Consider the following 15,338-nt stretch of genomic DNA (forward strand, 5'->3'; position numbering starts at 1 on the left):
CTTGCGCTGCCTGTTCCCGGCTCAATTGATGCCATGAATTGGCAGTGGAGGGGGCGTATTGCGATACTGTCTTGCGTTTAGTGGCTGGCTCGTGCCCGGATGGGGAAGGCTGGCCCGGCCGACAGCCACTCGACGCAAGTGGACAGGGAAGAATCCGGACATCGTCGGGCACGAGAATCAATGGAGCAGCGGATGGCAAACCCGTTCTACACCGGCGAGCATGAGGCATTTCGCGCGGTAATGCGGCGCTTTGTTGCCAGGGAAATCGAGCCATTCGCCCATCAATGGGACGAGGAGGGCGAGTTTCCGCGCGAACTCTATGCCAAGGCGTCCGAAATCGGGCTGCTCGGCCTCGGTTTCCCGGAAGAATATGGCGGGATCGTCGCCGACCAGTTCATGAAGATCGTGGCCTCGCAGGAGCTGGCGCGTGCCGGTGCGGGCGGCGTCTCGGCGAGCCTGATGAGCCACACCATCGGCTCGCCGCCGATCGCCCGCGCCGCGCGGCCTGAGGTCAAGGCGCGCGTGCTGCCGGAGGTGCTCGCGGGCAGGAAGATCTCCGCACTCGCGATCACCGAGCCGAGCGGCGGCTCCGACGTCGCCAACCTCCGCACCAAGGCGCGCCGCGACGGCGACCATTATGTCGTCTCCGGCGAGAAGACCTTCATCACCTCGGGCATGCGCGCCGACTATCTGACGGTCGCGGTGCGCACCGGTGGCGAGGGGCCGGGCGGCGTCAGCCTGCTGCTGATCGAAGGCGATACGCCCGGCCTGGCCCGGACCAGACTGAAGAAGATGGGCTGGTGGGCCTCGGACACCGCGACGCTGCATTTCGACGAATGCCGGGTGCCGGTCGACAACCTGATCGGCGAGGAAGGCCAGGGCTTCAAGATCATCATGCAGAACTTCAACAGCGAGCGCATGGGCATGGCGGCCGGCTGCACCGCCTCCGCGCGGGTCTGCCTCGACGAAGCGATTGCCTATGCCAAGGAGCGCAAGACCTTCGGCAAGCCGATCGCGCAGCATCAGGTCATCCGGCACAAGATCGTCGACATGGCACAGAAGGTCGCGGCCTCGCAGGCGATGCTGGAAATGCTGGCATGGCGGCTCGGCCAGGGCGAAAGCCCGGTCGCCGAAATCTGCATGATGAAGAACCAGGCGACCCAGACCATGGCGCACTGCGCCTCCGAGGCGGTACAGATCTTCGGTGGCGCCGGCTTCATGCGCGGCGTCAAGGTCGAGCGCATTTACCGCGAGGTCAAGGTCAACGCCATCGGCGGCGGCACCGAGGAGATCATGAAGGATCTCGCGTCAAGGCAGATGGGGTTGTAGCCGTCATTCCGGGGCTCGCGAAGCGAGAGCCCGGAATCCATCGGGACGCGGATTCGAGGCTAAATGGATTCCGGGTTCGTCCGCCGCGCGGTCGCCCCGGAATGACAAGGGATAGACCACAAGAGGAAACGCCTGAGATGATCACGCTCTATCACTGCGACGCCGCGCGCTCGTTCCGTCCGCTGTGGATGCTGGAGGAGCTCGGGCTGCCCTATGAGCTGAAGATGCTGCCGTTTCCGCCGCGGGTGTTCGCCAAGGAATATCTCGGCATCAATCCGCTCGGCACCATCCCGTTCATGGTCGATGGCGAGACCAGGATGACGGAGTCCTCCGGCATCTGCCATTACCTCGGCACCAAATACGGCCCGACGCCGCTGATCGTCAGCGTCGACGAGCCGGCCTATGGCGCGTTCCTGAACTGGATGTATTTTTCCGACGCGACGCTGACCTTTCCGCAGACGTTGGTGCTCCGTTACAGCCAGCTCGAGCCGGAGGAGCGGCGCAATCCGCAGGTCTCGGGCGATTATGCAAAATGGTTCCTGGGCCGGCTGCGTGCGGTGGAGGCCGCCGCCGCGAAGTCGGAATTCCTCTGCGCGGAACGCTTCACCGCCGCCGACATTACAAATGGCTATGCGCTGCGGCTCGCCAGCAATATCGGCCTTGCCAAGGATTTCGGGCCGAATGTCGAGGCCTATTGGGCGCGGCTGCAACAGCGCTACGGTTATCAGCGCGCGGTGGCCGCGGAGCAAAAAGCCGGGCTGGAACAGAACGTTGCGCCGCGGGCGCGGCCGTAGCTTCTCCGTCATCTGGGGCGATGCGACAGCATCGAACCCGGAATCTCCAGAGCCCACAATGCGCAATTGCGCACTGGGGCTCGCATCTTCGATGCGCCCCGGAATGACGACATTTCGCGTCGGTGACAGTCTGCGAATTTGCGCTATGGTGAGCGCCGCCGCAGCAGCCCAAAGAGGCGCGCGAGGAGGAACCGCCATGGACGCGATCGTGGACGCGAAGTGCCAAAATTCCGGCCAGCAGGAGTCCGGCTACCGGATGCTGATCACGCCGGAGCGGGTGTTCTATGCCGGGCTGCTCGGTCGTCCGCGCGAGCGCTGTCCGGGTGCCTTCCATGTCTATGTCGCGATCCGCGACGGATTGCATCTGTCGACCAGCGAGGGCCGCGAATCCCATGGCGAACTCGCGGTGACGATGCCGAACCTGCGGCACACCATCACCAGCGAATATCGTGCCGCGATCTGCGTTGCGATCGAGCCGGAGAGCGTGCCCGATGGCACGCTCGAAGCCGTCGCCCGCCGCCTGCAGGGACCGGACTCGCATCTGTTTGCGAACCGGATTCGCAACGCCTATGCGACGCTCGCCGAGATGCAGCATCGCGACGCCATCGCGAATGCCGAGTTCGACACCATGTGTTTCGGCGACGCACTGCCGCAGCGCGTCCTCGATCCGCGTGTCGTGCGCGCGATCGGCCGCATCGGGCAATTCTCCGGCGAGCCGGTGACCGCGGCCGGCTGCGCCGCCGAGGCCGGACTGTCGCCGTCGCGCTTCCTCCATCTGTTCAAGGAGGAGACCGGGATCTCGTTCCGCTCCTTCCGCGCCTGGAAGCGTGCGCGGCATCTGCTGCATTTCGCCAACCAGGACATCAACCTCGCGCATCTCGCGCAGGACATCGGCTATCCCGACTCGACCCATTTCAGCCACTCGATCCGCCGCTTCTACGGCCTGAAGCCGCGCGCGATCTTCTCTGGCTCGCGTGATCTCGCGATCTACCGGACGGGGCAGGCGGCAAACGAGCGCGCAGTCAGCTAGCTCCTCGGTCGTCCGGGTGAAGGCCGGGACCCATACCGCGTGATCTATCCGTGATCCGGGATGGCAGAGACCTTCTGAAACAATAACCAGTTGTGGTTGTGGGTCCCGGCCCCCGTGCGCAATTGCGCACTAGGCCGGGACGACGCTGGGGGGCACCCCGCTACAAATTCGCGCCCTGGATCACCTCGCCGAACCTTAACCAGCCCGGGCCTTCGATCCGATGCAGTTGCAGCTGCTGCAGCGGGTGGTGATTGGTCGGGCTGGTGTTGACCTTGATGCCGGGCAGCAGCGTCGCGACTTCGATATCTTTCAAATTGTTCGCCTGCGCCATGATGTTGTCGCGGCTGAAATTGCCCTTGCACTGCTCGAGCACGATCTTCAGCACCTGCGCCACCGTGTAGGCGTAGAGATTGTAGCCTTCCTTCGGATTGCCGTCGGGGAAGTATTTTTCCATGAAGGCGAGGAAGGTCTTCACGCCGAGATCGTTGGCCCAGGCCGGATCGGCGACGTCCTTGACATAGGCCGATGAGATCGTGCCCTGCGCCTTGTCGAGGCCGACAGGCGCAATGGTCGAGGAGATCGAGGCGGCGCCGCTGGCGATGAAGTGCATCGGCTTCCAGCCGAGTTCGTAGATCTTGCGGATCGACTGGGCGCAGAACTTTGCCGTGGTACCCGAGATCAGCACGTCGGGATTGGCGCCGCGCAGCGCGACGATCTGGGAATCGATCGTGGGATCGGTGACCTCGTGCGAGGCCACCACAGCCGCTGTCGCGAATCGCTCGCCGAGTACATCCTTGGCGCCGGCGACGAAATCCTTGCCGAGATCGTCGTTCTGGTAGAGCACCGCGAATTTCGCGTCCTTGTTCTGGCTCAGCGCGTATTTGACGAACACCTGCGCCTCGGTCCGCGCGCTCGGCGCAAAGCCCATGGTCCAGGGATAGGTCTTGTAGTCGCCCCATTTGTCGCCGTTCACCGACAGGAACAGATGCGGCACCTTGGCGGCGTTGATGTATTTGACGACCGACGAATTCGGCGCGGTGCCGAGCATGTTGAACAGGAAGGCGACGTTGTCGCTCTCGATCAGGCGGCGGACCTGCTCGACCGTCTTGGCCGGATTGAACGCGTCGTCGTAATAGATGTACTTGATCTGCCGCCCGGCGATGCCGCCCTGCTCGTTCAGCATCTTGAAATAGGCCTCCTGGCAGCGCGCCTGCACACCGAGCGCGGAGACCGGGCCGCTGAGCGAGGTGGTGCTGCCGATCCTGATCTCGGTCGCGGTGACGCCGGGCGTGTCTTCGGCGTGCGAAGGCCTGAGGCCTGCGACGGCGGCAAGCCCCGCGCCTGCCGCGCTCGCGAGCCAGCTGCGCCGGTTGATCGAGACCATGACGTCCTCCCCGTGATGCCGGCTTGTTGCGCCGCTTTGCTTTGTAGCAAGGCTACGCGTGACGTGAGCGTTGCGTCTTGTGTTATCCGGCTGACAGCCATTCCGCCGTGATCGCATCCTCTTAGCCAGTCAACGCAAGATGGCGAAGGCAAATTTCTCATCATGGGAAAATCAGCAGCGCATGTGCACTGCAAAGCGGACAACAGACCCATGAGCGACAAGGCCGTCATCACCTGCGCGCTGAACGGCGTGCTGACCGACCCGAAGCAGCACAAAGTTCCGGTGACGCCGGAACAGATGGCGCGCGAGGCCAAGGCCGCATTTAACGCTGGTGCCAGCATCATGCACATCCATCTGCGCCAGCAGGCGCCGAACAAGGGCCATCTGCCGTCATGGGAAGTGGCCGTCAGCAAGGAGATCCAGCAGGCGATCCGCGAGGCCTGCCCCGGCGTGATCATCAATCACACCACCGGCACCTCGGGCCCGAACTACCAAGGCGCGCTCGACTGCGTCCGCGAGACAAAACCCGAGATCGCGGCCTGCAACGCCGGCTCGCTGAATTATCTCAAGGTCAAGGCCGACAACACCTGGGCCTGGCCACCGATGATGTTCGATAACGCCGTCGAAAAGGTGCAGGACTATCTCGACGTGATGAAGGCCGCCGGCACCATTCCCGAATTCGAATGTTTCGACGTCGGTATCGTGCGCTGCGTGGGCATGTACCGGCAGACCGGCATGTATTCCGGCCCGCTCGAGTACAATTTCGTGATGGGCGTGGCTTCGGGCATGCCGGCCGATCCGGAGCTGTTGCCGATCCTCCTGAAGCTGAAGGTGCCGGAGGCGCATTGGCAGGTCACTGCGATCGGCCGCGCGGAGATCTGGCCGCTGCACCAGCGCGCGGCCGATCTCGGTGGCCATCTTCGCAGCGGGCTGGAAGACACGTTCTATCTTGGCGACGGCACCAAGGTGACCTCGAACGGGCAACTTGTCGAAGCGCTCGCCGCCTGCGCGAAGCGATCGGGGCGCGAGATTGCAAGCCCCGCGGAGGCGCGGGGGATTTTTGGGGTCAGGCACTAGGGCCGTCATTCCGGGGCGCGCGCAGCGCGAGCCCGGAATCCATCAGGCCGCATGTCCTGTCGCGCCATGGATTCCGGGCTCAGCCGTTCGGGCTGCCCCGGATTGACAGCGAGTGAGGAGCAAGGTTGATGGCCATCATCGAGAACACTATCGCAACCGGCAGCGTCGCGTTCCAGGGCAATCGCGACGGGATGCTGGCGCTGATCGCCCGGATGCGGGAGTTGGAGGAGCGGACGCGCGCGGCCTCCGCCGCGGCCAAGGAGCGCTTCCACAAGCGCGGCCAGCTGTTGCCGCGCGAGCGCGTCGCGCTGGTGCTCGATCCCGGTTCGCCGTTTCTCGAACTGTCGACGCTCGCCGGCTACATGTTCGACGTGCCGGATGCGGACAGGAGCGTTCCCGGCGGCGGGCTGGTCGCGGGCATCGGCTTCGTCTCCGGCATCCGCTGCATGGTCAGCGCCAATGATGCCAGCATCGACGCCGGTGCGTTGCAGCCCTACGGCCTCGACAAGACGCTGCGGGTGCAGGAACTCGCGCTGGAGAACAAGCTGCCCTATGTGCAGCTGGTCGAGAGCGCCGGCGCCAATCTGCTGCGCTACCGCGTCGAGGATTTCGTTCGCGGCGGCAACATCTTTCGCAATCTGGCGCGGCTGTCGGCGGCGGGGCTGCCTGTCGTCACCGTGACGCACGGTTCGTCGACCGCGGGCGGCGCCTACCAGACCGGCCTGTCCGACTATATCGTGATGGTGCGCGGGCGCACCCGAGCCTTCCTCGCCGGGCCGCCTCTACTCAAGGCCGCCACCGGCGAGATCGCGAGCGAGGAGGAGCTCGGCGGCGCCGAGATGCACACCCAAATCTCGGGCCTTGGCGACTATCTCGCCGAGGATGACCGCGATGCGCTGCGCATCGCGCGCGAGATCATGGCCAAGCTGCCATGGGATCGTCCTTGGGATCGTCCTAGCGACCGGCCGGCGCCGACGCCAGCCGCATTCAAGCCGCCGCGTTACGACGCCGAAGACCTCCTCGGCATCATGCCGATGGACCACAAGCGTCCCGTCGACATGCGTCAGGCGATCGCGCGCTTCATCGATGATTCCGACTTCACCGAGTTCGGCGCCAATTACGGACCGGCGACGGTCTGCGGCCATGCCCGCATCGAAGGCCAGGCGATCGGCATCATCACCAACAACGGTCCGCTCGATGTGCCCGGCGCCAACAAGGCGACGCATTTCATCCAGGCCTGCTGCCAGTCGCGCACGCCGATCCTCTACATGAACAATACGACCGGCTACATGGTCGGCAAGACCTATGAAGAGGCCGGCATGATCAAGCACGGCTCGAAGATGATTCAGGCGGTGACGTCGGCGACGGTGCCGCAGATCACGCTGTATTGCGGCGCCTCGTTCGGCGCCGGCAATTACGGCATGTGCGGCCGCGGCTTCCATCCGCGCTTCTGCTTCTCCTGGCCGAACGCCAAGACCGCCGTGATGGGCGGCGAGCAGGCCGCTGAAACAATGGCGATCGTAACTGAAGCGGCGGCCGCGCGGCGCGGCAAGCCGATCGAGAAGGAGAAGCTGGAGGCGATGAAGGCGCAGATATCAGGCGTGTTCGACGGCCAGATGGACGTGTTCTCGACCAGCGCCCGGGTGCTCGACGACGGCGTGATCGATCCGCGCGATACGCGGACAGTCCTTGCCGAAGTGCTCGCCATCTGCCGCGAGGCCGAGGCACGCAATCCGCAGCGCATGCAGTTCTCAGTGGCGCGGCCATGAGCGGAGCCATCGTGAAGCGGACACCGTTCTTCAAGATCCTGATCGCCAACCGCGGCGAGATCGCGCTGCGTATCATGCGCTCGGCCCGGCGGCTCGGCTATGGCGTGGTCGCGGTCTATTCCGATGCGGACCGCGACGCATTGCATGTGCGCGAAGCCGATCAGGCGGTGCGGATCGGCGAGGCGCTGCCGGCGCAATCCTACCTGAAGATCGACGCGATCATCGCGGCCGCCAAGGCGAGTGGGGCCGGCGCGGTGCATCCCGGCTATGGCTTCCTCGCCGAGAACGAGGACTTCGCGCTGGCCTGCCGCGATGCCGGGCTGGTGTTCATCGGTCCGTCGCCGGAAGCGATCCGTGCGATGGGCAACAAGGCCGGCGCCAAGGACATCATGCAAAAGGCCGGTGTGCCCTGCGTGCCCGGCTATCAGGGGGCCGACCAAAGTGATGCCGTGATGCTGGCGGAAGCGAAGACAATTGGTTTTCCTGTCATGATCAAGGCGGTCGCCGGCGGCGGCGGCCGCGGCATGCGGCTGGTCGCGGATGCCGCCACGTTTCCGGATGCGCTGCGCAGCGCGCGGTCGGAGGCGCAGGGCGCGTTCGGCGACCCCACGGTGATTTTGGAGCGCGCCCTCGTCGATCCCCGCCATATCGAGATCCAGGTGTTCGGCGACCGCCATGGCAACGCCATCCACCTCGGCGAGCGCGATTGCTCGGTGCAGCGGCGGCACCAGAAGCTGATCGAGGAGGCGCCGTCACCCGCGGTGACGCCGGAGCTGCGCGCGCGGATGGGCGCGGTTGCCGTCCAGGCGGTGAAAGCGATCGGCTATGAGGGTGCCGGCACGCTGGAATTCCTGCTCGATCGCAGCGGCAATTTCTATTTCATGGAGATGAACACGCGGCTTCAGGTCGAGCATCCCGTCACCGAGGCGATCACCGGGCTCGACCTCGTGGAATTGCAGTTGCGTGTCGCGAGAGGCGAGCCGCTCGGTGTGAAGCAGGAGGACGTCACCTTTTCCGGCCATGCCATCGAGGTCCGGCTGTGCTCGGAGGATGCCGGGCACGACTTCATGCCGCAATCCGGCACGATGGCGCGGTGGCAGATGCCCGATGGCATCCGCGCCGAGCACGCGCTGCAGTCTGGCTCGGAGATTCCGCCGTTCTATGATTCGATGATCGCCAAGGTCATTAGCCATGGCGCCACCCGCGACGAGGCGCGCGGCAAGCTGATCTGTGCCCTGGAGCAGGTCACCGCCTTCGGCGTCACCACCAACCAGGGTTTTCTGATCGATTGCCTGCGTCATCCGGTGTTCGCCAGAGGCGAGGCAACCACCGCCTTCATCGGCAATAACCGCGACGTGCTGCTGGCGCCGCGGCCGGATCGCGGCAGCGACCTCGCGCTGGCGGCGCTGCTGCTCTACGTCACCCATCCGCATGCGCCGAGGTGGCAGCGTGGCCGGTCGCTGGCCGCGACATTCCCGCTCGGCCTGCGGATCGATCTCGGCCATGGCGTGCAGGAGATCGAGCTCGTCCGCGAGCGCGACGGCAGTTATCTGGCTGCCCGCAACGGCGATCGCTTCCGCTTCGTGATCGACGAACTCGATCAGGATAGCATCCGCTTCCACCATGATGGCGTGATGGAGCAGGCCAAATTCCTGCGCGACGGCGACCGGCTCTATGTCCTGCATCGCGGCGTCACGCTGGCGGTGCGCGATCTGACGCTCGCGCCGCCCGAGAGCGCGTCAACCGCCGGCGGCGACGGCAAGGTCCGTGCCGCCATGAACGGCCGGGTCGTCGCGGTGCTGGTGAAGGCCGGCGACAAGGTCGCGGCCGGCCAACCGGTGATGACGCTGGAGGCGATGAAGATGGAGCACGTTCACACGGCGGGCGTTGCCGGCACCGTTTCGTCGATCGATGTTGCGGAGGGCGAGCAGGTGACGACGGGAAAGATCGTCGTGGAGATCGAGGCGGCGGCATAACCGCCGTCGTCCCGGCGAAGACCGGGACCCATAACCACCACTGCATGCTGTTGGAACGAGCTGTGGCCCCAACTCAGCAAATCAACGGGCATTCGGGGTAGTGGGTCCCGGCCTTCGCCGGGACGACAGTCGATTATGTTGCCGCTTGCCCCGTCCCGTCATTGAGCCAGCACGCCACCTGATGCGCGGGGCCGGCCGCCTGCAGCGTCGGGCGTTCCATCTTGCAGTGATCGATCGCGTAGCGGCAGCGGGTGTGGAAGGCGCAGCCTGACGGCGGGTTGATCGGGCTCGGCACGTCGCCGTCGATCAAGGGCGCGGTGCGCCTGGCCTTCGGGTCGGCGATCGGCACCGAGGCGAGCAATGCCTGGGTGTAGGGATGCCGCGGATTGGCGAACAGCTCATGCTTGTCGGCGATCTCGACAATGCGGCCGAGATACATCACCGCGACGCGGTGACTGATATGGGCGACGACCGCGAGGTCGTGCGCGATGAACAAATAGGAGAAGTTCTGCTTGCGCTGCAGGTCGATCAACAGATTGATCACCTGCGCCTGGATCGAGACGTCGAGCGCGGAGACCGGCTCGTCGCAGACGATCAGCCGTGGCCCGAGCGACAGCGCGCGCGCGATGCAGATGCGCTGGCGCTGGCCGCCGGAGAATTGGTGCGGAAAGTTCTTCATTTGGTCGGGCCGGAGGCCGACCTGCTGGAACAGCTCCGCGACGCGCTCCTGCTTCTTCGCGCCGGCTGCAATGCTGTGCACGGTCAGCGGCTCGCCGACGATGTCGCCCGCCGTCATGCGCGGGTTGAGCGAGGCGAACGGGTCCTGGAATACGATCTGCATCGAGCGGCGATAAGGCCGCAGCGCGGTCTTGCTCAGCGGCGCGATGTCCTCGCCGTCGAGTTTGATGGCGCCGCTGGTCGGCTCGACCAGCCGCAGCACGGTGCGCGCCACGGTCGATTTGCCGCAGCCGGATTCGCCGACCAGGCCGAGCGTCTCGCCGGCGCCGAGCGCAAAGCTAACGCCATCGACCGCATGTACGGTGCCGACCTGCCGGCGCAGCACGCCGCCTCGCACCGCATAGTGCTTGACGAGATCGGTGACCTCGAGGAGCGGGCGCTGTTCGGTCATGACGCCTCCGCCAACTCGCCGGCGCGCCAGCACGCCGCCCAGTGATCGCTTTTGACCTCGTCGAGCGGCGGGCATTCCTGGCGGCAACGGTCGATCGCGAACTTGCAGCGCGGCGCGAAGGCGCAGCCGGGCGGCAGGTTGGTCAGCGACGGCACCATGCCGGGGATTTCGTTCAGCCGCGCGTCGCTCTCGGCGCCGAGTGCGATCACGGCCGGCATCGAGGCCATCAGCCCGCGTGTGTAAGGATGCAGCGGCGTCTCGAACAGCGCTTCAACCGTCGCCTCCTCGACCTTCTTGCCGGCATACATCACGATCACGCGCTGCGCGGTCTGGGCGACGACGCCGAGGTCGTGGGTAATCAGGATCAGCCCGGTGCCGAGTCGCTTCTGCAGATCGACGATCAGCGCCAGGATCTGCGCCTGGATGGTGACGTCGAGCGCGGTGGTCGGTTCGTCCGCGATCAACAGCGCCGGCCGGCACGCCAGCGCCATCGCGATCATCGCGCGCTGGCGCATGCCGCCGGAGAGCTGATGCGGATATTCCTGTGCGCGGCGTTCCGGCTCCGGAATGCGCACCAGCCGCAACATGTCGACGGCCTGTTTCCAGGCCTCCTTGCTGCTTACCTTCTGATGTAGCCGCACCGCCTCGATAATCTGGTCGCCGATCCGCATCACCGGGTTGAGCGAGGTCATCGGCTCCTGGAAGATCATCGAGATGCGGTTGCCCCTGATGTCGCGCATCGCCGCATCGTCGAGCTTCAACAGGTCGGTGCCTTCGAGTGTCACCGAACCGCCGACGATGCGGCCGGGCGGATCGGGCACCAGGCGCATGATCGAGAGCGCGCTGACGCTCTTGCCGCAGCCGGACTCGCCGACGATCGCCAACGTCTCGCCGCGGCGGACCGAGAACGAGACGTCATCGACCGCGCGGAACAGGCCGGAGTTGGTGAAGAACACCGTTTGCAGGTTCTTCACCTCGAGAACCGTCTCTGCCGGAAGAGCCTCGCTCATCAGCCGCGCTGCCTTGGATCGAGGATATCGCGCAGCGCGTCACCGAACAGGTTGGTGCCGAACACCGCGAGGCTGATCGCGATGCCGGGGAAGATCACCAGCCATGGCGCGGTGCGGACATATTCGGCGGCGGATTCCGACAGCATGCGGCCCCATGACGGATAGGGTTCGGGGATACCGAGGCCGAGGAACGACAGCGACGCCTCGGTCAGGATGGTCGAGCCGAGCTGCGCGGTCGCCAGCACGATCAGCGGCGCGATGGTGTTCGGCAGCACGTGGCGCAGCGCTATCCGCATCTCGCTCATACCGATCGACTTGGCGGCTTCGACGAATGGCTGCTCGCGCAGCGCCAATGTGTTGGCGCGGATCACACGGGCAACCGTCGGGATCAGGGGAATGGCGATCGCGAGGATCACGTTCGGCAGCGACGGGCCGAGCGCTGCGGTCATCACGAGCGCGAGTACCAGCAGCGGCAGCGATTGCAGGATGTCGGTGACCCGCTGGAACACGAGATCGACCCAGCCGGAGAGATAGCCGGAGGCGAGACCGACGATCACGCCGAGCGTGGCGCCAAGCGTCGTGGAGCCGATGCCGACCGCAAGCGAGATCCGCGCGCCGTGGATGATGCGGCTCCAGACGTCGCGGCCGAAGGAGTCGGTGCCGAACCAGTGCAGCGCGGATGGGGCGGCCAGGCGGTGCGCGGAATCGACGGTGAGCGGATCGTATCGGCTGATGACGTCGGCGAAGAGCGCGGTCAACACGAACAGCAGCATGATGACGAGGCCGATCGTGCCGAGCACATGACGTTGCGCCAGGAAGACGAGCCGTCCCCAGCCGTCGGTGGCGTTGGCCCCGGCGCGTCGCAATTCACTTTCGAAGTTGATCGTTGCCACGCGGCCTCTTTAGTTGAGCATGATCTTATCGCAAGACAGGTTCCCACTTTTCCGGATCATGCTAGTCTCCGAACCGGATGCGTGGATCGATCGCCGCATAAAGCATGTCGACGATGAAATTCACCACCACCACGACGACCGCGATAAACATCACGAGGTTCTGCACGATCGGGTAGTCGCGCCAGCGCAGCGCCTCGACCAGGAAGCGGGCGATGCCGGGGATGTTGAATACGGTCTCGGTCACGATAAGCCCGCCGATCAGGAACGCGGCCTCGATGCCGATCACGGTGATGACCGGCAGCACCGCGTTCTTCAGCGCGTGATGATAGTTCACGGAGGTCTCCGAAGCGCCCTTAGCGCGCGCGGTGCGGATATAGTCCTGGCGCAGGATCTCCAGCATCGAGGAGCGGGTGATGCGCATGGTCAGCGCGGCGCTGCGGAAGCCGACCGCCATCGCCGGCACCGCATAGATGGTCCACGCCTCGAGCCAGGTCTTCGGGTTCGGATTGAAGATCGGCATGGTGCTAAACAGCGAGACCGAGGCCATCAGGATCAACAGCCCGAGCCAGAACGACGGCAGCGACAGGCCGCTGAGGCTGACGACGCGCAGCGCGTAGTCGAGCTTGGAGCCCTGATGCACGGCGCTGATCACGCCGAGCGGAATGCCGATCGAGGCGGAGAACAGCAGCGCAAGTCCCGCCAGCCGCGCGGTGATCGGAATCCGCGGCAGGATTTCCTCCAGTGCCGGCTTCTCCGAGACGTAGGAATAGCCGAGGTCGCCGTGCAAGAGGCCGCCGATCCAGTGCAGATACTGGATCACGATCGGCTGGCTCAGGCCAAGCTCGCGCTCGAGATTGGCCTTGTCGGCGGGATCGACGAAGCCCGCGGCATCGAACAGGATGTCGACGATGTTGCCAGGAACGACGCGCAGCAGCACGAAGATGATGACCGAGATCCCGAACAGGGTCACGAGCATCAGGAACAGCCGCCGCACGATATAGGCAAACACCCTGGCTCTCTCCCTTTGGCGACGTGCTACGGAACGATGCTTGCGAGAATTTGCATAGCCGAGGTGTTTACCTCTCCCCAGCGGGGAGAGGTCGGCGCGAAGCGCCGGGTGAGGGGGCGCAGGTCCCACGATAGGGCGCGGCCCCTCACCCGCGCCTTTGGCGCGACCTCTCCCGATGGGAGAGGTGAAGTCCAGGGCGTGCCAGCTCTCATCTGATTTGCATCTTCTTATTTGTCCAGCCAGACGTCTTCGTAACGATAGCCGTTATACGAGCTGTTGGACATGATCGTGACATTCTTCACGTAAGGCTTCCAGCAGGTGCCGGTCCGGGCATGGAAGATGATCGGCCGCGCGACGTCTTCCTGCAGCTTCTTGTCGATCTCCCAGACCAGCTTCTTGCGCTTGTCGAGGTTGGTTTCCTCGGACTGCTGGTCAAACAGTTTCTCGATGTCCTTGTTGCAATAGTTGGTGTAGTTCCGCTCCGAGCCGCAGGCATAGTTCTCGTAGAACGACTGGTCGGGTTCGTCGACGGCGTTGCCGGTGAGGTTGAGGCCGAGCGAATAGTCCTTGCGGGCGATCTTCGGGAACCATTGCGCGGTGTCGACGACGTCGAGCTCGGCGTCGATATAGATGCTCTTGATCTGGTCGATCAAGATGATCGCGGGATCGCGGTAGACCGCGATGTTGCGGGTCGACACCTTGATCTGCAGGTGCTTGTCGGGGCCATAGCCTGCCTTCTGCATCAGCTTGCGGGCTTGCTCGCGGTTCTTCTCGACGTCGGGACCGTAGCCGGGGATCTGCTCCAGCATATCGTTCGGCATCGCCCACAGCCCGTCCGGCGCAGGCTCCATGGTGCCGCCGATGTCGCCCTGGCCTTCGAACATGATCTGGATGAACGCCTTGCGGTCGAGCGCCAACGCCAGCGCGCGGCGGACGTCGAGATTGTCGAACGGCGGTGCGGTCGAGTTGATGATGATGTTGGTGGAGACGTTGTTCGGCTCCACCACGCAGACCGCCGTGGCGTCCTGCGACTTGACGTCCTTGAGCAGCGGGATCGAGACCTCGGTCGGAAACGTCATGTCGAACTTGCCCGAGACGAAGCCGAGGATCGCCGTCGAGCGGTTCGGGATGATGGTGAACTCGATACCGTCGAGATAGGGCAGGCCCTTCTTGAAGTAGTCGGTGTTCTTGGTGAGCTTGATCGATTCGTTGGCCTTGAACTCGACGAACTTGAACGGGCCGGTGCCGACTGGCTTGGTGCGCATCTCAGCCGGCGACACATGGCAGGGATAGACCGGCGAATAGCCCGAGGCGAGCAGCGACAACAGCGCCGGCTGCGGCCGCTTCAGCTTGAACGACGCCTCATCGTCGCCATTGGTGGTGACCTCGTCGACCTGGTCGTACCAGGACTTGCGCGGGTTCTGCCGGAACTTCTGCTGCGATTTGCCCATCAGCATGTCGAAGGTGCATTTGACGTCGGCCGCGGTGAAGGGCTTGCCGTCATGCCACTTTACGTCCTTGCGCAGCTTGAAGGTCAGCGTCTTGTTGTCGCCGCTCCAGGCCCAGCTTTCGGCAAGCTCGGGCCGGATCGTGCTGGTGCTGTTCTGGGCGATGTGCTGGTCGAAGATGACGAGATTGTTGAAGATCGGCATGAACGGCACGTTCAGCGAATAGGTCGCGCCCTCGTGGATCGAGGCGCTGCCGGGACTGTCGCGGTGATAGATCCTGAAGATGCCGCCGGATTTCGGCTCGGCTGCGCGTGATGCATCACTGACGGTCAACACAGACAACACCGCGACGGCCAGCGCTTGCACGCTCCGCATGGTCCCCTCCCGCATGTCGGTCTCAACGGCCGATTGGCATCGACGATACCACGGTGAGCCTGTCGGGCAACCGGCGAGGGCTGCGAAGGGATTGGCAATTCGGATGACGCGAGTG

General features: G+C 64.7%; 12 protein-coding genes. 6 read left to right on the top strand and 6 right to left on the bottom strand.

Annotated elements, in window-relative coordinates:
- Window positions 1-192 precede the first annotated feature (192 nt).
- The 3 genes from ACVIW0_RS01790 to ACVIW0_RS01800 all read left to right on the top strand — a co-directional run bounded on the left by ACVIW0_RS01790 (window position 193) and on the right by ACVIW0_RS01800 (window position 3,153).
- Window positions 193-1,329, top strand: coding sequence for an acyl-CoA dehydrogenase family protein (locus ACVIW0_RS01790; protein ID WP_461350759.1), 1,137 nt, complete (start codon window positions 193-195; stop codon window positions 1,327-1,329).
- A gap of 137 nt (window positions 1,330-1,466) precedes the next feature.
- A complete protein-coding gene (locus ACVIW0_RS01795) occupies window positions 1,467-2,123 on the top strand; it encodes a glutathione S-transferase family protein (RefSeq protein WP_461350760.1) in 657 nt (218 codons plus the stop codon).
- Between the two features lie 196 nt (window positions 2,124-2,319).
- Window positions 2,320-3,153 (top strand): helix-turn-helix domain-containing protein, encoded by an 834-nt coding sequence (locus ACVIW0_RS01800; protein ID WP_461350761.1) that lies wholly within the window; start codon window positions 2,320-2,322, stop codon window positions 3,151-3,153.
- A 160-nt stretch (window positions 3,154-3,313) separates the two neighbouring features.
- On the opposite strand, the gene ACVIW0_RS01805 is transcribed toward ACVIW0_RS01800, so the two are convergent.
- Window positions 3,314-4,537 (bottom strand): ABC transporter substrate-binding protein, encoded by a 1,224-nt coding sequence (locus tag ACVIW0_RS01805; protein WP_461350762.1) that lies wholly within the window; start codon window positions 4,535-4,537, stop codon window positions 3,314-3,316.
- Window positions 4,538-4,747: 210 nt separating this feature from the next.
- Here ACVIW0_RS01805 and ACVIW0_RS01810 point away from each other — a divergent pair, with 210 nt between their 5' ends.
- From ACVIW0_RS01810 to ACVIW0_RS01820, 3 genes are all read left to right on the top strand, one after another.
- Window positions 4,748-5,614, top strand: coding sequence for a beta-keto acid cleavage family enzyme (locus ACVIW0_RS01810; protein WP_461350763.1), 867 nt, complete (start codon window positions 4,748-4,750; stop codon window positions 5,612-5,614).
- Window positions 5,615-5,742: 128 nt separating this feature from the next.
- Window positions 5,743-7,383: an acyl-CoA carboxylase subunit beta gene (locus ACVIW0_RS01815; protein WP_461350764.1), complete on the top strand. Its 1,641-nt coding sequence runs from the start codon at window positions 5,743-5,745 to the stop codon at window positions 7,381-7,383.
- Window positions 7,380-9,359 (top strand): acetyl/propionyl/methylcrotonyl-CoA carboxylase subunit alpha, encoded by a 1,980-nt coding sequence (locus ACVIW0_RS01820; protein WP_461350765.1) that lies wholly within the window; start codon window positions 7,380-7,382, stop codon window positions 9,357-9,359. Before ACVIW0_RS01815 ends, ACVIW0_RS01820 begins: the two co-directional genes overlap by 4 nt.
- Window positions 9,360-9,492: 133 nt before the next feature.
- Here the strand turns inward: ACVIW0_RS01820 and ACVIW0_RS01825 are convergent, their stop codons facing one another.
- From ACVIW0_RS01825 to ACVIW0_RS01845, 5 genes are all read right to left on the bottom strand, one after another.
- The gene (locus ACVIW0_RS01825; RefSeq protein ID WP_461350766.1) at window positions 9,493-10,488 is read right to left on the bottom strand and encodes an ABC transporter ATP-binding protein; all 996 of its coding nucleotides are present in this window, start codon (window positions 10,486-10,488) and stop codon (window positions 9,493-9,495) included.
- Window positions 10,485-11,498 (bottom strand): ABC transporter ATP-binding protein, encoded by a 1,014-nt coding sequence (locus tag ACVIW0_RS01830; protein ID WP_461350767.1) that lies wholly within the window; start codon window positions 11,496-11,498, stop codon window positions 10,485-10,487. The genes ACVIW0_RS01825 and ACVIW0_RS01830 overlap by 4 nt, the downstream gene beginning before the upstream one ends.
- Entirely contained in the window at window positions 11,498-12,391 is an 894-nt protein-coding gene (locus ACVIW0_RS01835) for an ABC transporter permease (protein ID WP_461350768.1), read from the bottom strand. Before ACVIW0_RS01835 ends, ACVIW0_RS01830 begins: the two co-directional genes overlap by 1 nt.
- A gap of 61 nt (window positions 12,392-12,452) precedes the next feature.
- Window positions 12,453-13,400 (bottom strand): ABC transporter permease, encoded by a 948-nt coding sequence (locus tag ACVIW0_RS01840; protein WP_461350769.1) that lies wholly within the window; start codon window positions 13,398-13,400, stop codon window positions 12,453-12,455.
- A 227-nt stretch (window positions 13,401-13,627) separates the two neighbouring features.
- Entirely contained in the window at window positions 13,628-15,223 is a 1,596-nt protein-coding gene (locus tag ACVIW0_RS01845; protein ID WP_461350770.1) for an ABC transporter substrate-binding protein, read from the bottom strand.
- Window positions 15,224-15,338: the final 115 nt, after the last annotated feature.

This window comes from Bradyrhizobium sp. USDA 4454, assembly GCF_054822705.1.

What these genes read in the sequence shown, in the direction of transcription:
- ACVIW0_RS01790 (WP_461350759.1), top strand. Translation starts at nt 193, where the DNA reads ATGGCAAACCCGTTCTACACCGGCGAGCATGAGGCATTTCGCGCGGTA.
- ACVIW0_RS01845 (WP_461350770.1), bottom strand. Translation starts at nt 15,223, where the DNA reads ATGCGGAGCGTGCAAGCGCTGGCCGTCGCGGTGTTGTCTGTGTTGACC.
- ACVIW0_RS01825 (WP_461350766.1), bottom strand. Translation starts at nt 10,488, where the DNA reads ATGACCGAACAGCGCCCGCTCCTCGAGGTCACCGATCTCGTCAAGCAC.
- ACVIW0_RS01830 (WP_461350767.1), bottom strand. Translation starts at nt 11,498, where the DNA reads ATGAGCGAGGCTCTTCCGGCAGAGACGGTTCTCGAGGTGAAGAACCTG.
- ACVIW0_RS01820 (WP_461350765.1), top strand. Translation starts at nt 7,380, where the DNA reads ATGAGCGGAGCCATCGTGAAGCGGACACCGTTCTTCAAGATCCTGATC.
- ACVIW0_RS01810 (WP_461350763.1), top strand. Translation starts at nt 4,748, where the DNA reads ATGAGCGACAAGGCCGTCATCACCTGCGCGCTGAACGGCGTGCTGACC.
- ACVIW0_RS01815 (WP_461350764.1), top strand. Translation starts at nt 5,743, where the DNA reads ATGGCCATCATCGAGAACACTATCGCAACCGGCAGCGTCGCGTTCCAG.
- ACVIW0_RS01795 (WP_461350760.1), top strand. Translation starts at nt 1,467, where the DNA reads ATGATCACGCTCTATCACTGCGACGCCGCGCGCTCGTTCCGTCCGCTG.
- ACVIW0_RS01805 (WP_461350762.1), bottom strand. Translation starts at nt 4,537, where the DNA reads ATGGTCTCGATCAACCGGCGCAGCTGGCTCGCGAGCGCGGCAGGCGCG.
- ACVIW0_RS01800 (WP_461350761.1), top strand. Translation starts at nt 2,320, where the DNA reads ATGGACGCGATCGTGGACGCGAAGTGCCAAAATTCCGGCCAGCAGGAG.